This is a genomic window from Peribacillus sp. GL_122 (assembly GCF_057835005.1).
The window spans coordinates 4,300,321-4,322,603 of the sequence record NZ_CM174415.1 but is presented as its reverse complement, the minus strand read 5'-3'; the positions used below and the strand labels follow the sequence as shown (position 1 = coordinate 4,322,603).

Below are 22,283 nucleotides of genomic sequence, written 5' to 3'. Positions count from 1 at the left end.
TGGCAAAGAATATAGTATATAGGATGGCTTTTCGAAAAAGTCCGAAATGAAAGGGAGCTAAAAGGTGTATATAATGATTGGAATACTAGTCTTCGTGATTGCATGTGTAGTAACTGCCAAAATAATTTCCTATAAATATTGGACATGTATTTATACGGCATTCGGGAATGAAAATTATTTTAAGGTAGTTGCGAAATTGGAAAGGGAAGGGATACAATTCAAAACGAAAACGCCTATTAATTCAGGATCCGAAAACTTTCAAAATCGCCATGAAACAATTCAATATGATGTTTTTGTGAAAAAGGAACAGGAGCATATTGCCCAAAGGGCCGTTCACAAAAGTTAATAAAGTGAAAATCTTGAATCTGGCTGTCCTGGTGGCGGCCTTTTTTACTGGCTAGGAAAGGTAAATAGGGAAATGAAGTTTTACGTATGTGATGATATTTCTTATTGAACTAACAATTACTACTCTAACATTCAATCTTTCGTTCCATTCATAACCTGGTTCTTTAAGCGAAATGACCTGGAGTGAACTCCAGGCAAATATTACTTCCTTGGAAACTCACGAGTATTCGCTCGAAACTCACGAGTAAAAGCCCGAAACTCACGAGTATTTGCTCCAAACTTACGAGTAAAAGCCCGAAACTCACGAGTATTTGCTTCAAACTCACGAGTAAAAGCCCGAAACTCACGAGTAAACGCTCGAAACTTACGAGTATTCGCTCGAAACTCACGAGGGTGAGACTAATAAGAAGAAAAATGCTGCTAATCCATTTTTCCATTGAATTTATATAGGATAAAAGAAAGAAAAAGCGTTGATTTTGATATGGAATTCGTTTTTTATAGTTTCAAAGACTGAAAATTTGTATAATGGGTGAGATGGATTTAATTGAATGTACATATAGGAGGGGCATGGATGAGTAAGCTTAATGGCAGGACCGTTGCTTTATTGGGAGCGCGGAAGACGGAAGAACTTAGTAAAATCGTTCAAAATCTTGGGGGAGTCCCGCTCGTTCGCCCGGCACAGGGGACGGTATTCCTGGATGATTCCCATTTGGAAGAGGATGTCACCCGGTTGATGGCAGGGGAGTTCGATTGGATCATCCTTACGACGGGAGTGGGGACGGAATTATTATATAAAACGGCAGTGAAGATGGAAGCGGGAGATCGTTTCATAAAAGCCTTGCAGTCTATGAAAATTGCAGCCAGGGGCTATAAAACGGTGAATATGCTGAAAAAGCTTGGCCTGCAGCCATTAATCCGGGATGATGATGGCAGTACGGCAGGGCTTGTTCGCAATCTGGAAGGTCATCTGTCTAAAGGTGTAAAGGTCGCTTTGCAGCTTCATGGCGATCCGGCTCCTCTTTTGATGAACTGGTTGGATGAACAAAAAGTGGAACATAAAGAAATCCTGCCATATGAACATATACCGCCCGAAAAAGAAACGATGCAGCAGCTGATCCAAGAAATCCTTGAAGGCAAAATCGATTCGGTTGTGTTCACGAGTGCACCGCAGCCGCGAAATTTAATGAGATTTGTCCGTGAACAAGGTGTGGAGGATAAGATAATCGATCTGTTTGCATCAGATGTAATTGCTCTTGCGGTCGGAAAGGTAACGGCACAGGTGGTAATCGATGAAGGGATCGAGCGGGTCATATATCCTGAAGATCAGCGGATGGGCAGTGCAATGGTGGAGCTGGTGAAATATTATCATGGAATAGCAAGCAGATAGGGGTGAGTTCGGCATGACCAAGGGCAAGGTCTATTTTGTTGGTGCTGGTCCGGGTGATGTGGGCCTTATTAGCGTAAAAGGTCAAAAAGCGATTGAAAAAGCGGACATCATTTTATATGACAGATTGCTAAATCCCAAATTGTTAGAGGCTGCCACCCTCGATTGTGAATTGATATATTGTGGCAAGACACCTTATACGAATGGCATCACTCAAGGGGAAATCAATGAGCTGCTTGTTTCCAAAGCACTGGCAGGGCATCGGGTCGTTCGCTTGAAAGGCGGGGATCCTTCCGTTTTTGGAAGAGTAGGGGAGGAAGCTGAATCGTTGAAAGATGTGGGAATCCCATTCGAAGTCATTCCGGGGGTTACGTCCAGCATTGCTGCATCCATGTACGCGGGAGTCCCCGTCACGCATCGGGATTATGGACGTTCCTTTGCGATGGTGACGGGCCATGACCAAACGAAGAAGGATATGGATTGGAACGGGCTTGTGAAAAGTATAGATACGGTTGCCTTTTATATGGGTGTGGCCAACCTTCCGTATATCCGCGAAAATTTGATTAATCATGGAAAGCCGGGGAATACGCCGGCACTCGTCATACAATGGGGCACTTATGGAAGACAGGAAAGTGTCGAGGGGACTTTGGATGATATCGTCGAAAGGGTAAGTGAAAGGTCGCTTGGCAATCCTGCGATCACCTTGGTCGGGGATATCATTTCACTAAGGGGAAAACTGCAATGGTTCGAAAAGAAGCCACTGTTTGGGCAACGGTTTTTAGTGGCCCGGACCGGGACGGTAAAAAGTTCCTTGGCAGAAACCCTGGATGAACTTGGCGGCGAAGTCATCGAGTTTCCTAAATGGAATGCGGCCAAAGTGAAAATAGATGAAAGTCAGCTGCTCTCTTTTCTTTTGTATGATCGGATTCTCTTCACTTCGCCCGAAAGTGTCCATGGATTCTTGGATTCACTCACTGAACATGCTATTGATTTCCGCCGGATTTCTTCTAAACTTTATGTGTTATCAAGGAAATCGAAAAAAGTTTTACAGCAACGGGGACTGATGGCCGAGCTCAAATCCGAGATGTCGGAAGCCGGAACCCTGTTGGTTGTTGGAGATCGAAACAGAGAATCAAAGAGATCCGGCTCATGGGGACGGAGACTATTTTCAATCAGTCGATAAATTCGTCGATGAAAGATTCCTTGAAATTCTTCCGAGAATGCTGGACGGGATAGCTGTCGGAACGGTACTATTTTCGAATCGGCATTCAGTTGATATGCTGATGCAATATGGGAAAAAGGCAGACGTGGATGTTGAAGGGCTGCTAAATCAAGCCTCCATCGGGGTAATCGGGGAAAGCACTGGCAATAGACTTAAAGACTATGGATTTACATTGGATATGATGCCGAAAGAACCGTCTGTCGAACAATTGGTGGAGTTGATCTTGAATAGGAATGTTTTTTAGGCTCTGATAAAAACAGAGTCTATTTCCTTTGGAAGGGATTCGTTATTCATACCCGTTGAAATGTTGTTTGCGTTCAGTGTTATGGCCTATCGTGTTATCATTTAATTAGGAAAGTTCGAAAAGCCTCACCTACTGCTTTTATTGGCCGGAATTGATGTTTAACATTCAATGACAGGGGGTGACTTCATGTTTAATATTGGCGATATTTATGGCAATTATTCTACATTGCCCTGCTTGTTCTGTTATTCGTAATGGTTGTGAAGGCGTTCCGTTTCTTTATAAAACATATGACAAAGGTGAATAACCTGGAAAGTAAAAGAGATGAATTACATGATCGATTGAAAAAAGGGATGACTGATGGCCCTTTCTTCGGGTCGTTAGGGCAGGGATGGGCGTTGAATGGATTTGGTCAACTTTACCAAATGATGGACGCTCATAAGATTTTGAGGAGTAAGGAATAAAAGTCTTTTATTCCTTCACAGATTGGGTATTATATATACGTGACTTTTCCAGGGAGGCGAAGTAAATGAAACGGACATGGGAATTCGTATTAAGTATCTTAGGCGTGGGTATCGCTGTGATTTTTTTAATCATGACGATCATAGCGGCCGTTTATCTCAACAGTATCGATATGAAAGAAATGATGGACTACTCTTTAATGACAGATTCTGAGTTTTCCTCGTCTGAGGTAGATATGTCGATCAAGTTGTTCATGGGCATACTATGGGCGGGAATCATATCGCTGTTTATTGCATTGGCGGGCGGTTTGATCGCTATCTTTCTATTAAAAGGCGGCAAAGCGAAGGGAGCCGGAATCTTATTGATCATTACGGGCATTCTGACGATCTTTCATGTTTGGCCGCTTATTTTCTTCATCATACCGGGTATCATGTGCCTTGTAAGGAAGCCGAGGGAACCGGTGGAAGTGATCGTTTGATCCGACACAATACATAGTGTGATTTGAAAACAAAGGAGCTGTCCCGAAAATGCGGGTAAGCTCCTTTTGTGCTGTGAGGATATTTTAGGGGAATATACCTATTTATACCTGCAATCACCAGTCTATCATGTTACTATTATTATAGATTTAAATATAAATAGACTGGAGTTCGATCGATGAAGATACCTTTAATGAAGGTTGGAGCACTGACCTGTTTAACGATCGGTTTGTTCAATGGACAGGCTTTTGCGGAGTCTGGAATAACCAATGCGTGTTCATCATTCGGTGAGATTCAATCCAATGTAAATCCTTCCCATAAGCAGATTAACTGCTTACTGACGAATGCGGCAATAGAGGCCGAAATCCCCCCTGAAGTTGTAAAAGCGGTGGCTACGCAGGAAAACGGGGATTGGAGGCAATTTAATGAGGACGGTAAACCGATTATATCCGGCGATGGCGGTATCGGTCTTATGCAGCTTACCAATAAAAGTGGGTATGACCAGAAAAAGCTGGAAAATGATATAGTCTACAATATCGAGGCAGGCGTCGAGGTACTGGGTGATATGTATTCAAGAAGGGATTTGCCCAAGATCAAAGGTGCAGGACGAAGGGTCATCGAAAATTGGTATTTCCCTGTAATGGCATACAATGGGACAAAACCGGTTAACAGTCCTCTTTACCAGGAAAACGGGAAAATAAATCCGAATGCCTACCAAGAGGAAGTTTTTGCTGAGATAGAAAAACAAAGTTATTTGGATGGCACAAAACTGGCCGAATATCCATTCAAAACAACGGACTTTCAATATGACCGGGAAAGCACCGAAAATATCATCTTTAAAAATCTTGAATACACACTGACAGATCAAACGCATGACTCTGTTTATTGGTTCAAGGCAGGAGATAAAGTTGTGACGACATCCAGTGCTAATATCAGGAAAGAAATAAGCACTACGGCAGGTGCAGTACTTGTGCCGCCAAATACAAGCTTGACCATCACAGGGAATTTTGACTATCACGAATCTAAGGGAAATAAATTTGTCTTTTACCCAGTACAAACGGAAGACAAGAGTATTAAGGGGTATGTTTCATCGGCTTACATCTCCAATAGTCCATCGGTTGTCGTGCCCATCAAGGATACGAATAAACCTGTGATTTCAGGGGCAGCTGGTAAATCGATACCATTCAACTCAACTTTCAATCCTAAAACCAGCGTAAAGGCGAAGGATGATAAAGATGGTGACTTAACGAGTGCCATACGTGTGGAAGGTAAGGTGGATACCAAGAAAGTGGGCACCTATAATTTGACTTATACGGTAGCTGACAAAGCTGGGAATGTTGCCAAGGTCACAAGGGAAATAACCGTTTATGATCAAGTCAAGCCGGTGATTTCCGGTGCCGGGAATAAAACCATCAAACTTAATTCTACATTCAATCCAAAAACAAACGTGAGTGCCAAGGATAATGCCGATGGCAGCTTGACTAGTAAAATCAAAGTGACGGGTACAGTGAATACGAAGAAAAAGGGGACCTATACATTGAAGTATACGGTCACCGATTCATCGAAAAATGCAGCGACAGTCACAAGAAAGATCACGATAGATGGCACCAAGCCAGTCATCTCGGGAGCCAATAGTAAAACCGTTGGCTATTATTCGACATTCAACCCTAAATCAGGCGTATCTGCGAAAGATAACCTGGATGGCAACATGACTAGTAAAATAAAGGTGACAGGTACGGTGAATACAAAGAAAAAAGGAACGTATACATTAAAGTATACAATCACTGATTCATCGAAAAATACTGCGACAGTCACAAGAAAGATTACGGTAGACAGCACCAAGCCAGTCATTTCCGGTGCCAATAGCAAAACCATTGCCTATAACTCGACATTCAATCCTAAATCAGGTGTATCCGCGAAAGATAATCTTGATGGAAGTTTAACAAGTAAGATCAAAATAACAGGGACTGTGAATACGAAGAAAAAAGGCACCTATACATTGACTTACACAGTTACGGATAAATCGAAGAACAAGGCAGAAGTAAAACGGAAAATCACAGTTAAATAGAAGGCAAAATGGGATTCCCGCAATAGGGGAATCCTTTTTTTTGCTGTCAGAATGTGTTTGGCTGAAAGATATGCATATATAATAGTAGAAAGTGTTCAAGGATTGATCCTCCAGGGTGGAGTGAATATTGATAAAAATGTTATAATTGTAAATACATGTAATGAGAAGTGATCTGAAGGGGGATTGTTTATGGGCAAAGAACAAGGGCATGTGAACTGGATGGATCAGATTTTTAAGGAATATGAAAGAGACGGCGGGCTGAAGAATAATCCTGGCTTTGGAAAACCGCTTCCGGAGTCGGCGCTATCGGGAAATATATATGACAACTTCTTGACGAAGGCCAAGGATGCCGGTTACCTTCCACTTTGGATAAAATGGCAAAAAGAAATTCGGGAAGAGCTATCAGGATTGGTTCGATTGAAAAAAATGAATGGAACTGAATCTGAAATTAAGAAACGAATTGATGAAATAAATGAGAAAGTCCGTACATATAATGCAATTTGTCCAGCCAAAATGCAGCGCAGGGAAATAGAGTTGGAAAGCATCGAAATCCAGTATGAAAAATGGAAGTAATTGATAATGTGTAAAATGCGGGTATTTGTATGACGTGATCATTAATGGATTATGATATAATGACATGAATAAAAAACAGAGAGAGGGACTTCGATTGGAAAAAAGAAAAGAAGTTTTTTCATGGATAAAAGCGATATTGATTGCAGTCATTCTAGCTTTTTTAATTCGAACGTATATTTTTGCACCGATTGTCGTGGACGGTGAGTCAATGATGCCGACTCTGCAAGACCACGAAAGAATTGTTCTTACCAAGTTTGGAACGAATATCGATAATATAGACCGGTTTGACATTGTCGTTTTTCATGCAACGGTAGATAAAGATTATATAAAAAGGGTAATTGGTCTGCCAGGTGACCATATTGAATATAAAGACGATACGCTTTATATTAATGGGAAAGCTTATGAAGAACCATACTTGGACAAATATAAGAATCAGATGGCAGGGGTGCCGCTGACTGAATCCTTCAAGCTGGAAGATATTACAGGCAGCATGACAGTGCCGGAAGGCCAGTTGTTCCTTATGGGGGACAATCGCCAAAATAGTTTGGATAGCCGTGAAATAGGCACGATTTCCGTCGATGAAATTGTCGGCAAGGCGAATCTAGTGTATTGGCCAATCAATGAAATAAAGCTTGTGAATTAAGAAGAAGCGGACTCGGGTATCGAGTCCGCTTTATTGTTGCCGTTATTCATTTCCGTAAAGAGGAAACATTGATTAGCATTATCATACAGGTATTTCAACAAAAAACGTGTCCATTCTTCTTTTTTTTCTATTTTTTTTATGAAAATCAACTCATTTGGGTTAAATTAGGTTATCCTATTAAAAAGAAGTAATCACGTTACCCAGGCCCGTGTAAAATATGGATTACTTTAAAAAAGGGTGCTGAGATGGAGTACTTTAGATGGATATTGTAAAAGATTTAATATCAAACTATGGTTATTTTGCGATATATGGACTGTTGGCCATTGGGATTATTGGCTTGCCGGTACCTGATGAGTTCATGATGACTTTTGTCGGCTATTTGTCATCCATTTCCGTTTTGAATGTCCAGGGAGCATTCCTTGTCAGTTTCCTTGGTTCGATATCCGGGATGCTTGTCAGTTATTTCATCGGAAAAAAGGTGGGGAAGCCCTTTTTGAGGAAGCATGGTAAGTGGATCAAAATGACCCCCGCGAGGTTGGAGAGATTGGAGAAATGGTTCAATAAATACGGTCCTTGGACCATCATCATAGCCTATTTCATTCCAGGAGTCCGTCACTTCGCCAGTTACATTTCCGGGATGAATGGAATGGGGAAACGCAAGTACTTTATCTTTGCAGGAGCAGGGGCTTTCAGCTGGTGTTTGGTATTTACGACTTTTGGTTATTTCATTGGTGTGTTAACGTAACTCATTTCAACTTACCCAAATTTCTTTATTGGAATCAGAAAATCCCGTTTCTGGATCTTTAGAAACGGGATTTTCCATTTCTGCTTATTGAGCTGAGTATCCGCTGTCGATGACAAGCTCGGCACCAGTTACGTATGAAGCTTCATCGGATGCTAGATAAAGCACTGCATTTGCAATATCCGCCGGCTGACCCAAACGTTGTAATGGAGTTGCTTTGATCATTTGGTTCACTAACTCTTTTGACTCTTCTAATTTTTGAGTCATTGGTGTTTCGATGATACCAGGGAAATACGGCATTGACACGGACGCCCATGCGGCCATATTGCGTTGCGGCAGCCTTGGAAATAGCACGAACGGCACCTTTTGAAGCTGAGTAAGAGTTTAAGCCCATTCCGATTTGAGCAGTGAAGGAAGAAATGTTTACAACTGCGCCTTTACCTTCTTTAGCCATGTGAGGAACAACGTGTTTCATTCCAAGGAATGGTCCAAATCCATTGATGCTTAACATTAGCTGCCAATCGGCCAATGTCGTATCGTTAATGCCTTTTTCTGTTGAGATACCGGCATTGTTTACCAAAATGTCGATTTTGCCAAATTTAGCGATAACTTCATCGGTCACCTTTTCCAGCTTTCGTCTGAGGATACATCAAGTACAGTTCCATGGACATTATCCAGTTCATTCACAACAGCTACAGCTTTTTCATTGATATCAGCAGCAATGACTTGTGCTCCTTCTTTTGTGAATAGGTCTACCATTTCCCTGCCCATACCAGATGCTCCGCCAGTGATAATGGCTACTTTATCAGTCAATCTTCCCATAATGATCACTCCTAATTAGTTGTTATAACGATGAATATATGTTCAAGCATAGTGCAAAAGTTACATTATCAACGAGCATTACTATAACTCCTTCAAGAATCCGTCAAGCATTTTATTTTCCGGCTTGCGAATTTCCTTTTTCTTGCTGGATAAAAAAGTACATGTATGCCAGTGAAAAAATGGACTTCTCATAACTGTTGCAGGTTGAAAGCGGTATCAATCTTTCAATCTTCTAATATTGAAACCGTAAATTATCAATATCTAAATAGCTTTACCCGTTCTATTTGAAACGATTCACAAGTAATCTTGTAGAGGCATCTCATGCATGCCGGGGAGCACCATATGTTCAATTCAAGTAATTAATATTGAATACTGCAATCTTTTTGTACTTTAAATACAATTTTTTATAACACGATTCCAATTCTAACTTTTCAGAACTTTTATGTACATAGGAGGTCATCATTTTATGAATAACAGAGTGTATCTTTCCTTGGCCATCCCGCTTACGATTTCGACGATGAGTACGCCCTTGCTCGGTGCGGTCGATACGGCTGTGGTTGGAAAGTTGAGTGATCCCGCTTATATTGGCGGGGTGGCTGTCGGAACCATAATTTTTAATACGATGTATTGGCTTTTTGGTTTTCTGCGGGTCAGTACATCTGCCTTCGCTGCACAAGCGGAGGGGGCACGGGATGAAAAGCAAAGCCTGATGGCCTTGATTCGGCCTTTTTTCATTGCAGCGATCATCGGCCTGCTTTTTATCGTGATCCAAAAACCCATTTTGAATGTCTCGTTAGGCGCAATCGGTCCGGAATCGGACGTTTCCGCCTTTGCCGCAGATTATTTCGGCATCCGGATATGGGGTGCGCCTTTTGCATTATTGAACTATGTCATCTTAGGCTGGTTAATCGGGAAATCCAGGATAAAAACATCTTTGTTCATTCAAGTTTTCATGAACGTGATCAATATTGTCTTATGCCTCGTTTTTGTAAATGGCTTTTCGTGGTCTGTATCAGGGGTTGCTGCCGCTTCATTGATATCAGAGATTTCCGCTTTTTTGCTGGGCTTGTGGGTCATCCGAAAAGCGGTTAACGTACCGGATTCATTTTCATTCCGGGAGGGGTTCGATCGGGCTTCCCTGAAAAAAATGATGGTGGTCAACAGGGATTTATTCATCAGGACCATTTGCCTGATCACGGTTTTCAATCTTTTTACGGCCAAGGGAGCCACTTTCGGGACAGAGACACTGGCGGCCAATGCCGTACTCATTCAAATCCATTACCTGATGGCCTATTGCTTTGATGGCTTCGCTAACGCGTCGAGTCTTCTGGTCGGGAAGGCGATTGGTTCGAGAGATATAAACCTTTATAAAAAAACACTCTCACTATCGGCGCGGTGGGGCTTGTATGCTTCGTTCATACTTGCCGCATCTTACTATCTATTCAGCGATAAGGTCATTCTCCTTTTCACGAACATTCCCGGCGTCATCGAACTGGCCCATGAATATGGACTTTGGATAGTCCTATTCCCATTCAGTGCCTTTATCGGACTCATTTTTTATGGAGTGTTTACCGGTGCGACAGAAGCCGTTCCAGTTAGGAACTCAATGCTCCTTGCACTATTGGCTTTTCTATTTGTCCAATTCATGGCTGTCCCGCATAATGGCAATCATGGATTATGGCTTGCATTCCTGGCTTTCAGTTTAGGACGTTCCGTGTTTTTAGCATTATACATCCCAAGGCTGAACCGAAAAGTAACAAAGCTTATGGATGCCGATAGTCTAATGAAATCATCTTCTTTTTAATAAAAGAGGGTGTTTTTTATTAATGCAGGGAATTTTATCGGTAGTTTTATGTTGGCGATAATACGGGAATACGAAGAATAGGTAGCAACGCTTGGCGAATTAGGTAGTAAAAGTGATAAAATGAAAAATATATATAAAAGAGGAGTTGTCGTATTTTGAGTGAATTGAATTGGCGAGAAGAAGTTGAAAAACGGAAAATGGAATTATTACTGGACACACAAAACTTATTGAAAATAAAAAGTGTACTGGATGAAGAACATCCGACAGAGGAGGCCCCATTCGGTAAAGGGGTGAAGGAAGCGCTTGATTTCATGCTTCAATTAGGCGAAAAAGACGGTTTTACTGTTAAAAATGTCGATAATGTCGCTGGTCATATCGAAATGGGTGAAGGCGAGGAGTTAATCGGGATATTATGCCATGTCGACGTGGTACCTGAGGGAGATGGCTGGAGTTCGGATCCGTTCGGCGCTGAAATCCGCAATGGCCGCATATATGCTCGTGGGGCAATCGATGATAAAGGGCCGACGATGGCTGCCTATCATGCGATGAAGCTGGTCCGGGAGCTAGGAGAACCTTTGAACAAACGTGTGAGGATGATCATTGGAACCGATGAAGAATCGAACTGGCGCTGCGTTGACCGTTACTTTGAAGTGGAGGAAATGCCCTCGATCGGCTTCGCACCAGATGCTGACTTCCCGATCATCAGTGCGGAAAAAGGAATCTGGGATTTCTCGGTTATACACCCTGCCGATGCAGGAAATGGCACGAACTCTGAAGTGAATGTTATGGAATTTTCTTCAGGTCGAAGGACGAATATGGTACCGGATTTTGCTACGGCTATTGTGGAAGCGGCCAACCCTGCTGAAGTGGTGGCAAACTATCAGGATTATTTGCAAAAATACTCATTGAGGGGCCAAGCAGTTCCGCAAAAAAATCAAGTGCTGCTTGAAATGAATGGTGTCTCGGCACACGCGATGGAACCGAAAAATGGAAAGAATGCAGGTCTGCATTTAGCCGTATTTTTAACTGATCTTACTCTTGATCCGCATGCGAAAGCCTACTTCACTTTCATAAAGGATCGTTTGTTTGAAGATTCCCGCGGAAATAATTTAGGTGTGGCTTATTCGGATGAGCAAACAGGAGAATTGACGGTCAATGCCGGCGTTTTCAATTATTCTAAACAAGGCGACAGCTCGATTGGTTTCAGCATGCGTTATCCGGTGACATTTGAGTGGGAACAACAAAAGGCGGCATTGGAAGAAAGACTTGCGGCATATAATTTGAAAGTGAAGACCAATTCGCATTCAACTCCACATTATGTGGACAGTGAAAGCTTCTTGATTAAAACGTTGCAGGAAGTTTATGAAGCGGAGACAGGTGATAAAGCTGAACTCCTTTCGATTGGCGGCGGCACTTACGCCCGTTCATTGAAAGAAGGCGTTGCATTTGGCCCGCTTTTCCCTGGCAGCGAAGACATTGCGCATCAGAAAGATGAATATATTGATATTGAAGATATGCTTAAGGCTACGTCCATTTATGCACGTGCCATTCATGAATTGGCTAAATAAGAGGCAAAGAGGGAGAAAGACATGGGGAAAATCATTTTTAACGGCGACCTTAAAAGCAGGCCCGAAGTAAAGGTAGATATTGAAGACCGGGGATATCAATTCGGTGATGGCGTCTATGAAGTCATCCGGGTTTATAATGGCGAATTATTTGCGGGGGAGATGCATCTTAACCGGCTGATGGACAGTGCGAAGTTGATACAGATGAAAGTTTCCTTTACTGCAGCGGAAATCAAAGCACTCATGGAAGAGCTGATCGCTGAAGATCAACTGAAGGACGGTATCGTCTATATGCAGCTGACAAGGGGCGTATCTCCGCGTACACACTCATTTCCAACTGCTGAGGTGGAACCGGTCTTTGTTGCCTATACCAAGGAAATGCCTTATACAGGAAAAATAAAGCCAGGGGTCAAGGCTGTTACCACCGACGATATACGCTGGCTGCGCTGTAATATCAAGAGTTTAAATCTACTGGGTAATATAATGGCTAAACAGCAAGCTGTAGAAGCCGGCTGTGATGAAGCGATCCAGCATCGTGATGGTACGGTGACGGAGGGAAGTTCGTCCAATGTCTCAATCGTGGTGGATGGACTACTTAAAACGCATCCGGCCACAAACTTGATCCTGAATGGGATTACCCGTCAGGTGATGCTGAAACTTTGCGCTGATCATGGGATTCCATATGTCGAGGAAGCCTTCACCGTCGAGGACATGATGGCAGCCGACGAAGTCCTTTATACAAGCACAAGCGTCGAAGTGACACCAATTATAAATATCGATGGCCAATCGATTGCAGCCGGGGAAGCCGGTCCGATAACCAAAAGACTGCAGAAACTGTTTTCCGAGGAAATCGAGAAGCAATGCGGTTCCGTTAAATAAATAAAAGCCCCTTTGCCACTATTGGCAAAGGGTTTTTTATATGTGTAGCCGGAAGCAGATGGCCATCACCGAATCCCCGTTTACGTTAATTACCACCTTATGCAATCCTCCCTTTTTGACATTTTCAAGAACCAGGAATATAATTGCTAATAACCTAAAAAGTTTACCTACCACAACAATTTGAGTTGCGTATAAAAAGGAGTTGACATAGATATGTCCGATGTGTTGCATCAATCTTCGTCGAGAGGAATAAAAAAACTTCTTCCCTATCTAGGGCCTGCCTTTATAGCTGCTGTGGCCTATATTGATCCAGGGAATTATGCGACCAATATTACAGCAGGATCAAAATATGGCTATTCGTTATTATGGGTTATCTTCGCATCCAATTTAATGGCTGTGCTAATCCAATCACTATCAGCTAAATTGGGGATAGCCACTGGAAAGAACCTTCCAGAGCTATGCAGGGAAAGATTTTCGAAAAAAACATCTTTCTTATTATGGATTCAGGCCGAAGCCGTTATAATGGCTACCGACCTAGCTGAATTCATAGGAGCTGCACTAGGGATTTATTTGCTATTTGACTTACCGCTTATCACATCGGCAATAATTGCAGCGATTGGTTCCTTTGCCATTCTGGAATTCCAGCGCAGAGGTTATCGAACATTCGAAGCTCTGATCACGGTCATGATATTTGTCGTTGTGATAGCATTTGGTGCTCAAGTTTTTTATGCAAAACCTGACACTTCAGCCGTTGTTTTAGGACTCTTCACTCCAAAGTTCGAGGGAGTGGACAGTATTTTACTTTCGGCCGGTATGCTTGGAGCCACCGTTATGCCACATGCGATTTACCTTCATTCTTCTTTGACTCAAAGAAGAATAGTCGGAAAAAACGATATGGAAAGAAAAAGGATTTATCGTTTTGAGCTAATTGACATTGTCATCGCCATGTTGATAGCAGGCGCGATCAATGCCGCCATGGTCATAGTTTCAGCTGCCCTATTTCATAAGAATGGAATACTTGTAGAGGACTTGGATGTTGCCTATCAACAATTCGGTGCGATGCTTGGACCATCAGTCGCGATGTTCTTTGGAGTAGGATTATTATTTGCCGGTTTATCAAGCTCATCCGTTGGTGTAATGACAGGTGATGTAGTCATGCAAGGATTCATTAAAAGACATATACCGATTTATTTAAGAAGGGTCATCACCACCGTTCCGCCCCTGCTCATAATATTATGGGGAGTGAACCCATCCAAAGCACTTGTGATGAGTCAAATTGTACTCTCGTTTGGCATCGCGTTTGCCTTAGTGCCATTGATCATGTTTACAAGCAATGAAAAAATCATGGGCAGCCTGGTCAACCATAAAATCACCTCGAGCGTCGCCTGGCTTATAGCTGTACTTATCATTGGACTGAACTTGTTCCTGCTATACGAAACACTGTTCAGCTAAAGGAAGAAATGGCAGGGAAGGACCAATTTTTTGGTCCTTTTTTGTTTTATTTTTGCTGACTTTTTCGTTTTATCCACCCAGCCCGAAAAAACCGGCCTGGATCTGTGTATTATCCGTAGATTGGGAATATTCCTGATGGAGGGAATATTTATTAGGATGCCCAAGAAAAGGTATACGCAATGGGAATTATGGTAAAATTAAAGGGAAAATAGGAAGGAATGTAAGTGACCATGAATACTCATTTTTTCTTTGCTTTAGTATTGCCTGATGATATTAAGGCTTATTTAAATGCTGTTACGGAACAACTAAAGCAAGACTTTCCATTTAAGAAATGGCTGCATCCAGCCGATTATCATATTACGATGGCATTTTTGGGCAAAGCTCCCGATACATTGAAAAAGGATGCTTTGGGGCGTGTGGAAAACGAGCTTGTCAATGAGGCCTCATTCGGCTTGGAACTCAGCGTTATCGGCGGTTTTGGCAAGAGTGAGAGTCCAAGGATTCTATGGGCAGGCATCAAGCAGCAAGAAAGGCTTTTTGCCATTCAAAGGAAAGTCTATAATTCTTGTATCGAAGCAGGTTTTGAACTTGATAAAAAGCCGTTTAAGCCTCATATTACGCTTGCAAGAAAATTCGAGGGGGATAGTCCCTTTTCGTTGGAGAGCGTTCGCCAGATAGCGAATTTGGAGGATAAGCATTTTGAAGCAGTTCAGGTTGCGTTATATCAAACACATCTTGGAGCTTCCCCTTCATATGAAAAGATTTTCACGATAAACCTTCAAAAATAGAAAGAGATGGGTGGTGGTCGAATGGCACAGCTCATAAAGATGCAGGATTATATTTCCCGGTATGAGCAGGATATTTATCATTATCCAACACAATTTGCACGGTTGAAAAAACAGCAATGGGATAAATTGAAGGCTGCTTATAATGCGGGCGAGCTGGTTCGGTTGTATAGCGAACATACTGAAAGTGAAACACAGGTCAAATTTGATCCGCCTCAGGAAGAGTCAAAGGGTCTGTTTAATAAGGTGAAAGGCATATTCCACCGGACAGGTAAACAGGAGGCAGAGGCAGAAGAACTGCTAATACCGAACCAGGTCGAAGATACTAATGTTTTTTCATTAAGATTTCCGTTCCGACCGGCCAGTCTGGATGAATTAAAGCAAAATTTTTTAAATCAATTACTCCGTTTTCAAATGAAATGGGGGAGTTCGACGCTTCGTGAAAAGTCATTTGTGGACCAATCATTCTTTTTGGATGAGAGGCTCCGCTTTTTTCTGCAGCGTTTTCCGGATACGTTTCTCGTATTATATGAACCTATCTTTCTATTGAAAAATGCACCTGTTGAAGTCGAAGTCATTTTATTGACCCCTGTTGATGCTTGGTGCATCACTTTTCTGGAAGCGGAAGAAGATGCTGCTTTCATCGGTTCGAGTGAACGGTTCTGGGTCCGCAGGCATCATAAGCATCCTGATAAAAAAGTGCTCAACCCTTTGTTGGGTGCAAATCGAATGACGAACATCGTCTCCCAGTTATTTGAGCTATATGAAGTGAACATGCCGATTAAAAAGGTGATTTTATCCCGGAATGGATATGTCGATTATCCCGAAGCACCTTATGATATTACGATGTTGGATAAACGGACCTTCCCGGAATGGTTTGAAAGGATGCGGGCTATATCGTCCCCTCTTAAGGCACAGCAGTTAAAAGGGGCGCAGGCATTGCTTGAATATTGCCAAACTACATCCAGCCTGCGACCTGAATGGGAAGCCGATCATAACCAAACAGAAGGAAATGAGCATGCCGCGCCTTAATGAAACGGTATATTTCATTGTCAATCCAATGGCTGGAAATGAAGAGAGTTTGAAGATTTGGAAAAAAGCCGAGGGAATATTGAAATCAAAAGCTGTTCCCCATGAGGTGTTCTTTACTCGTGAAAAGGGGCATGCGCTAAGATTGACGAAGGAAATTCTATCAGGGACGAATCAGGATACCAGGGTGATCGCTGTCGGGGGAGATGGCACGATTAATGAAATGTTAAATGGCGCCATTGATTTCCCTCACGCTATCATCGGCTCCATTGCGGCTGGATCCGGCAATGATTATGTAAGGGGCATTCAAAAAACTAAGAGTGTGGAAGAAGCTCTTTCTTTATTTCAGGATAATGCCTTCCGTGCCATTGATATTGGACGGTTTCAGACGAATGGCAAGGCGGGTTATTTCGTGAACAGCCTGGGAATGGGCATTGATGCTGAAATTTCCGATGAAGCAGAACATTCCGCTCTGAAAAAATGGTTTAATTTTGTCAGGGCGGGTAAATTAATTTATCTGTTCATTTTTATAAAAAAGATATTTACTTACAAGCCAAGCTGCATGGAATTGATCATTGATGGTGAGCGGCATCTTTTGAAAAAGGTTTGGTTCATTGTTATTGCGAACCAGCCCTACTTTGGCGGAGGGATGAAAATTTCACCGATGTCGAAGCTGGATGATGGCAGGTTGAACGTGATTGCGGTCCATGATATTACTTTGTTGAAATTATTGACCGTCTTCATCACCGTTTTTTGGGGCGGTCACCTAAGCATGAAAAATGTTGATTCTTTTTACGGTAAAATGATAAAAATGAAGAATCAAGGGTCAGTAAAAATCCAGTCTGATGGGGAAATGGTTGGTACGCATGAAGTAGCTGCAGTGGTTCTGAAAGAGAAAATCCGCGTCATGTTCAAGGGTAATAACCCATACAAAAATATGAAATGATTTATTTGTTTTTGTTTTATGCGTATAATCGTTTTATAGTACTTGACGAAGAAACCGTTTTTCAACTAAAATTTAATTTATGGCTATTGTTTAATTGCTCAATAGCTATTTTTTTATTTCTCTAAATGAGGATGTTTTTAATTGCGGGTATCATCCCGATGCAAGTATAAATGCAGCTTCGCCAGCAGGCGGATTTTTTATAAAACATGGACTCAAAGTAGTGGTATTACATACACTAGGTGAACGTACCCACATTTGTATGATTAAGCGAGGAAATCGAAGGTGAACCAGTTGGAACATTTATTAGGTCAGGAGTGGGATATATCCCCTGCCGGAGGAGCTACGGGAGAAGCCTTTATTGCCGAGAAAGAGGGGCAGAAGCTCTTCCTTAAACGAAATTCATCGCCATTTTTAGCTGTTCTTTCGGCTGAGGGCATTGTTCCAAAGTTAATGTGGACAAAACGCCTGGAAAATGGGGATGTAATTACGGCCCAGCATTGGATGGAAGGCAGGGAGCTATCTCAGCAGGAAATGAACAATATAAGAGTCGCAAAGCTGCTTCAAAAAATTCATCAATCCGATCCTTTGTTAAGCATGCTCAAAAGGCTTGGGAAATCCCCTTTACGACCTGAAAGTATACTTACAGACATAGAAACCGGGTTATCTTCGGATGTTACGGATATTCCGATTATCAAGCAGGCCATCCATTTTTTACAGAATAATCTCCTGTTGATTGAATGCGACGAAAAAGTCGTCTGTCATTGTGATGTGAACCATAATAATTGGCTCATGACCGAAACCGACGGATTGTTCCTGATTGATTGGGACGGAGCGGTCATTGGCGATCCGGCCATTGACCTCGGCATACTCCTGTATTCTTATGTCCCAAGGGAAGAATGGAATCAATGGCTTGCCCGTTACGGCAAGAAGCTTGACGCAGGCCTGGAGATGAGGATGAAATGGCACACGGTTTCACAACTTGTGCTTTCCATCCAATGGCATCATCGTAGAAAGCGTTACGAGGAAAGAAATGAATTACTGCAAAAGCTGGAAGCATTATTGATGGTTGGCTGATCAGAATTGATCTATATCATCCACCCACTGGGACAGGTCGTTTTGGTGGGTTGAAATATGTGCATCTAAATCGGCGGTACCGATGCCTGTTTGACTGTATTCGTAAATCTCCGTCAGTATCGTTTTCACATTGCTGTCAATTTCCCTATTGATCATTAAGGATTTGACGAGCCTTTCAACCTGTTCACATTCAGAAACGGATCCGCAGCAGTCTGTTTGATGGTTGGTCAATATATCTTTCAATAGTGACATTTGATGTTCATGGGAAAGCGGCATATAATACCTCTCCTTTCTTAAATATGATTCAAGGGATTCCCAGGTGGTTGTCGCCTGCCCTTCACTTATTTATGGTGTGTTTTGCTGAAAGTTTTATACATGAAAACTACAGAGACTGTCGCCTGGATGGCCGGCAGTTTTTTTATTTGTTCAGTGTGTGTTTCCTGAAAAAATCAACTTGCGGGAATCCATGCACTCGTGTTATGGTTTGAACGATTATATTATAAATAGGGGTGTCATCATGCGTTTAAGAAATAAACCTTGGGCTGAAGACCGTTTGAATGATTTTCCACAATATGTAATTCAGCAACCAGTGAGCCATAAAGGTAAATGGCATGAAGTTTTCGGTAACGATAATCCGTTATATATTGAAGTGGGTACGGGAAAAGGCCGTTTCATCACAGAAATGGCAAAAGCCCATCCTGATGTGAATTTCATTGGAATTGAAGTATATGGAAGCGTCATTGTAGCTGCTTTGGACTTGCTGATTGAAGCGGATGTTCCAAATTTAAGGCTGTTGAATGTTGACGCAGCGAACTTAGGGGACTATTTTGCAAAAGGTGACGTGGACCGCGTCTACTTGAATTTCTCTGATCCATGGCCGAAATCACGTCATGCAAAACGTCGGTTAACATACAAAACCTTCCTCGAAGTATATGAAGGCATCCTGCCAGACAAAGGCGAGATTCACTTCAAGACGGATAACCAAGGGTTATTCGAATCTTCTTTGAAAAGTATTTCCGAGTACGGCATGCTCTTGAAATATGTAAGCCTTGATCTTCACAATAGCAGTTTTGAAGGCAACATCATGACTGAATATGAAGAAAAGTTCTCGAGTAAAGGCAACCGGATATACCGATTGGAAGCAATGTTCCAATAATCATCGATCAAAAACCAGGTGCACAGCATCTGGTTTTTTTCTTGTTAAGGCGGTGTATTTCATTCAGGAGGGTGACTTGATCTTTATCGATTTCAATATATGGAAGTGGGTGTTAAACTAAAGGAAGAGGAGGGGTAAAATGGAAACGATGCAAATAGGGAAAATTAAATTAACATGGTTGAATGGCGGTGTGACTCACTTGGATGGCGGTGCGATGTTCGGTGTTGTACCGAAACCGCTTTGGGCCAAGAAGTATCCTGTTAACGAAAATAACCAAATCGAGTTACGTACGGATCCGATTTTGGTGCAGGCCAATGGATTGAACATTCTTATAGATTCCGGTATTGGCAATGGAAAGCTGAATGACAAGCAGAAACGGAATTTTGGGGTGACGGAGGAATCCAATCTTGTCGAAGATCTTGGCAGACTTGGGATTCAGCCAAATGATATCGATTACATTTTAATGACCCATCTACATTTCGACCATGCCTGCGGTTTGACGAAACGTGAAGGTGAAACTTGGGTGCCTGTTTTCGAGCGTGCAGAAATCATTACGACCCAAACTGAATGGGTGGAAATGAAAAACCCGAATATTCGTTCAAAAAGTACATATTGGGCAGAAAACTGGGAGGCTGTCGCTTCTCTTGTACGTCCTTTTGAAGGTGAGCAGGAAATTACGGACGGCATTAAAATGATCCATACCGGGGGGCATAGTGATGGACATGCGATCATCATCATTGAGGATGGTGGTGACAGATTGATTCACATGGCAGATATCATGCCGACGCACGCGCATGCGAATGTCCTCTGGGTCCTCGCTTATGACGATTATCCGATGACTTCCATCGAGGCGAAGGAAAAGTGGATGAAATCCGGACTGGAAAATGGTTCCTGGTATAGCTTTTATCATGATGCCCAATACTGTGCCATCAAATGGGATGTAACGGGTAAGGAGATAATAGCCGAATTGAAACGGAAGCGATAAGAGGGAAAGCTACAGGAGGACGTCATTTTGACGGCCCTCCTGTTGTTGTTTCAATCATTTTGCGCATTAAGCTCCAATATCGTTCCTGTTGAGGCATCTGCAACAAACTCGAATTGCTCGCGTTTACCCTCTGTGTTTCTGGTGATCCCGCCTTTGTACACTTCATAGTCCAAGTCATTTTTTGTATAATTCTCCGGCTTCATCAAGATCCATGAGCCATATATATTTCCATCCTTTTTAACTGTTTCCTTCACTTGGGCCAAGACTCTATCGGGAGAAGGTTTACTTGATTGATCCAATAGTTGTTTTGTCGCATATCCAGCAGCAAAACCTGCTGCAGTACCTAGTAAAAACGTTTTCCAATTCATTGATTTCTCCTCCATTGCATTTATTAAAATCGCTTCTTCCAGTATACAGAAGAACGCTTTATTTGACTAATAATTTGAAATTTTACCCATTAACTGATAAATTAGAACTTTCTAGTGTATCACGATGCTAAGTTCTGTAAAATAGTAAGAAACAATACATAGGTTAGGGGTAGAAAAATGAATCATGAGACTTTGGAGCTTTTTAAAACATTGACGGAATTACCGGGAGCCTCGGGAAATGAACATGCAGTTCGGAGTTTCATGAAGCGGGAGCTGGAAAAGTATTCGGATGAAATCGTCCAGGATCGCCTTGGCGGAATATTTGGCGTAAAAAGAGGCGATGAGGATGGGCCGACTGTACTAGTTGCCGGACACATGGATGAAGTGGGATTCATGGTTACTTCTGTAACAGAAAATGGAATGATACGCTTTCAGACCTTGGGAGGCTGGTGGAGTCAAGTGCTATTGGCCCAGAGAGTCGAGATCATAACCGATAACGGTCCGGTCATTGGTGTCATCGGTTCGATTCCGCCCCATTTGCTTGATGAATCGCAACGCTCAAAACCAATGGATATCAAAAATATGCTGATTGATATCGGGGCGGATGATAAGGAAGATGTGAAGAGAATCGGCATTAAGCCAGGTCAGCAGATTGTACCGATTTGTCCATTCACTCCTATGGCCAATGAGAAGAAAATCCTCGCAAAAGCGTGGGATAATCGTTACGGCTGCGGACTTGCGATAGAATTGTTAAAGGATTTAAAAGGTGAAACGTTACCGAATATCTTATATTCCGGGGCAACCGTCCAGGAGGAAGTCGGATTACGGGGTGCGCAAACTGCAGCTCATATGATCAAACCGGATCTTTTCTTCGCTTTGGATGCAAGTCCGGCGAACGATATGTCCGGCAGTAAAAGTGAATTTGGCCAGCTAGGAAAAGGGGCACTGCTCCGCATTTTCGATCGTTCGATGGTCACTCATCGCGGCATGAGGGAATTCATCCTCGATACGGCCGAGTCTAATGAGATTCCGTATCAATATTTCGTTTCCCAAGGCGGCACGGATGCAGGGCAAGTCCATATTGCAAACGAAGGCATTCCAAGCGGGGTGATTGGCATTTGTTCCCGCTATATTCATACACATGCATCCATGATTCATATTGATGATTATGCCGCTGCACGTGAACTGATTGGGAAATTGGTTCGTTCCTGTGATAAAACGACATTCGAGACCTTGATTAATAACGGTTGATAGTGGAAGCT

Annotated in this window: 22 protein-coding genes and 1 pseudogene; 20 read left to right on the top strand and 3 right to left on the bottom strand. The window is 42.4% G+C overall.

Translation table 11 applies throughout. The annotated features are described in order from the left end of the window. Nucleotides 1-73: 73 nt before the first annotated feature. The 9 genes from AC3ISB_RS20875 (at nt 74) to AC3ISB_RS20835 (ending at nt 8,159) form a co-directional block, all read left to right on the top strand. On the top strand, nt 74-346 hold the full coding sequence (locus AC3ISB_RS20875; protein ID WP_098369903.1) for a hypothetical protein: 273 nt from the start codon (nt 74-76) through the stop codon (nt 344-346). Nucleotides 347-916: 570 nt separating this feature from the next. Beyond that, nucleotides 917-1,732, top strand: coding sequence for a uroporphyrinogen-III synthase (locus AC3ISB_RS20870; protein WP_098369904.1), 816 nt, complete (start codon nt 917-919; stop codon nt 1,730-1,732). Nucleotides 1,733-1,745: 13 nt separating this feature from the next. Continuing rightward, entirely contained in the window at nt 1,746-2,912 is a 1,167-nt protein-coding gene (cobA, locus tag AC3ISB_RS20865) for a uroporphyrinogen-III C-methyltransferase (RefSeq protein WP_489274095.1), read from the top strand. Beyond that, entirely contained in the window at nt 2,839-3,195 is a 357-nt protein-coding gene (locus AC3ISB_RS20860) for a uroporphyrinogen-III synthase (protein ID WP_489274093.1), read from the top strand. Before cobA ends, AC3ISB_RS20860 begins: the two co-directional genes overlap by 74 nt. Nucleotides 3,196-3,721: 526 nt before the next feature. After that, nucleotides 3,722-4,132 carry a DUF4064 domain-containing protein gene (locus AC3ISB_RS20855; protein ID WP_098369906.1) on the top strand — a complete coding sequence of 137 codons (411 nt, stop codon included), beginning with the start codon at nt 3,722-3,724 and terminating at the stop codon, nt 4,130-4,132. Nucleotides 4,133-4,308: 176 nt separating this feature from the next. Beyond that, a complete protein-coding gene (locus tag AC3ISB_RS20850; protein WP_480340195.1) occupies nt 4,309-6,198 on the top strand; it encodes an immunoglobulin-like domain-containing protein in 1,890 nt (629 codons plus the stop codon). 189 nt (nt 6,199-6,387) lie between these two features. Beyond that, nucleotides 6,388-6,771, top strand: a complete 384-nt coding sequence (locus AC3ISB_RS20845) for a DnaJ family domain-containing protein (protein ID WP_480340196.1) — start codon at nt 6,388-6,390, stop codon at nt 6,769-6,771. A gap of 94 nt (nt 6,772-6,865) precedes the next feature. Next, nucleotides 6,866-7,414, top strand: coding sequence for a signal peptidase I (gene lepB, locus AC3ISB_RS20840; protein ID WP_192206107.1), 549 nt, complete (start codon nt 6,866-6,868; stop codon nt 7,412-7,414). A 259-nt stretch (nt 7,415-7,673) separates the two neighbouring features. Beyond that, nucleotides 7,674-8,159, top strand: coding sequence for a DedA family protein (locus AC3ISB_RS20835; protein ID WP_098369910.1), 486 nt, complete (start codon nt 7,674-7,676; stop codon nt 8,157-8,159). Nucleotides 8,160-8,243: 84 nt separating this feature from the next. Here AC3ISB_RS20835 and AC3ISB_RS20830 read toward each other — a convergent pair. Further along, nucleotides 8,244-8,978, bottom strand: a pseudogene (locus AC3ISB_RS20830) (SDR family NAD(P)-dependent oxidoreductase). Between the two features lie 466 nt (nt 8,979-9,444). Here AC3ISB_RS20830 and AC3ISB_RS20825 point away from each other — a divergent pair. The 8 genes from AC3ISB_RS20825 to AC3ISB_RS20790 all read left to right on the top strand — a co-directional run bounded on the left by AC3ISB_RS20825 (nt 9,445) and on the right by AC3ISB_RS20790 (nt 18,512). After that, complete coding sequence (locus tag AC3ISB_RS20825) at nt 9,445-10,782, top strand: MATE family efflux transporter (protein ID WP_489274090.1); 1,338 nt, start codon at nt 9,445-9,447, stop codon at nt 10,780-10,782. Nucleotides 10,783-10,937: 155 nt separating this feature from the next. Then, nucleotides 10,938-12,350, top strand: coding sequence for a dipeptidase PepV (gene pepV / locus AC3ISB_RS20820; protein ID WP_480340199.1), 1,413 nt, complete (start codon nt 10,938-10,940; stop codon nt 12,348-12,350). Nucleotides 12,351-12,371: 21 nt separating this feature from the next. Then, nucleotides 12,372-13,226, top strand: coding sequence for a D-amino-acid transaminase (gene dat / locus AC3ISB_RS20815; RefSeq protein WP_144526527.1), 855 nt, complete (start codon nt 12,372-12,374; stop codon nt 13,224-13,226). A gap of 213 nt (nt 13,227-13,439) precedes the next feature. Continuing rightward, nucleotides 13,440-14,678, top strand: coding sequence for an Nramp family divalent metal transporter (locus tag AC3ISB_RS20810; RefSeq protein ID WP_144549190.1), 1,239 nt, complete (start codon nt 13,440-13,442; stop codon nt 14,676-14,678). Nucleotides 14,679-14,908: 230 nt separating this feature from the next. Next, nucleotides 14,909-15,466 (top strand): RNA 2',3'-cyclic phosphodiesterase, encoded by a 558-nt coding sequence (gene thpR, locus AC3ISB_RS20805; RefSeq protein ID WP_480340215.1) that lies wholly within the window; start codon nt 14,909-14,911, stop codon nt 15,464-15,466. 21 nt (nt 15,467-15,487) lie between these two features. Continuing rightward, complete coding sequence (locus AC3ISB_RS20800; protein WP_480340200.1) at nt 15,488-16,495, top strand: NERD domain-containing protein; 1,008 nt, start codon at nt 15,488-15,490, stop codon at nt 16,493-16,495. Further along, a complete protein-coding gene (locus AC3ISB_RS20795; RefSeq protein ID WP_480340201.1) occupies nt 16,407-17,438 on the top strand; it encodes a diacylglycerol/lipid kinase family protein in 1,032 nt (343 codons plus the stop codon). Before AC3ISB_RS20800 ends, AC3ISB_RS20795 begins: the two co-directional genes overlap by 89 nt. 291 nt (nt 17,439-17,729) lie before the next feature. Beyond that, on the top strand, nt 17,730-18,512 hold the full coding sequence (locus AC3ISB_RS20790) for a phosphotransferase family protein (RefSeq protein WP_063232868.1): 783 nt from the start codon (nt 17,730-17,732) through the stop codon (nt 18,510-18,512). Here the strand turns inward: AC3ISB_RS20790 and AC3ISB_RS20785 are convergent, their stop codons facing one another. After that, on the bottom strand, nt 18,513-18,788 hold the full coding sequence (locus AC3ISB_RS20785; RefSeq protein ID WP_141993940.1) for a YtzH-like family protein: 276 nt from the start codon (nt 18,786-18,788) through the stop codon (nt 18,513-18,515). 241 nt (nt 18,789-19,029) lie between these two features. Between AC3ISB_RS20785 and trmB the strand changes: the two genes are divergently transcribed. Together trmB and AC3ISB_RS20775 are read left to right on the top strand one after the other, a co-directional pair. Further along, nucleotides 19,030-19,668 carry a tRNA (guanosine(46)-N7)-methyltransferase TrmB gene (trmB, locus tag AC3ISB_RS20780; RefSeq protein ID WP_098369918.1) on the top strand — a complete coding sequence of 213 codons (639 nt, stop codon included), beginning with the start codon at nt 19,030-19,032 and terminating at the stop codon, nt 19,666-19,668. A gap of 139 nt (nt 19,669-19,807) precedes the next feature. Next, nucleotides 19,808-20,653, top strand: a complete 846-nt coding sequence (locus AC3ISB_RS20775; protein ID WP_480340202.1) for a YtnP family quorum-quenching lactonase — start codon at nt 19,808-19,810, stop codon at nt 20,651-20,653. A gap of 50 nt (nt 20,654-20,703) precedes the next feature. Here the strand turns inward: AC3ISB_RS20775 and AC3ISB_RS20770 are convergent, their stop codons facing one another. Continuing rightward, nucleotides 20,704-21,021, bottom strand: a complete 318-nt coding sequence (locus AC3ISB_RS20770) for a PepSY domain-containing protein (protein WP_144526530.1) — start codon at nt 21,019-21,021, stop codon at nt 20,704-20,706. 177 nt (nt 21,022-21,198) lie between these two features. On the opposite strand from AC3ISB_RS20770, the gene AC3ISB_RS20765 reads away from it, so the two are divergent. Beyond that, nucleotides 21,199-22,272, top strand: a complete 1,074-nt coding sequence (locus AC3ISB_RS20765; RefSeq protein WP_076364630.1) for a M42 family metallopeptidase — start codon at nt 21,199-21,201, stop codon at nt 22,270-22,272. Nucleotides 22,273-22,283: the final 11 nt, after the last annotated feature.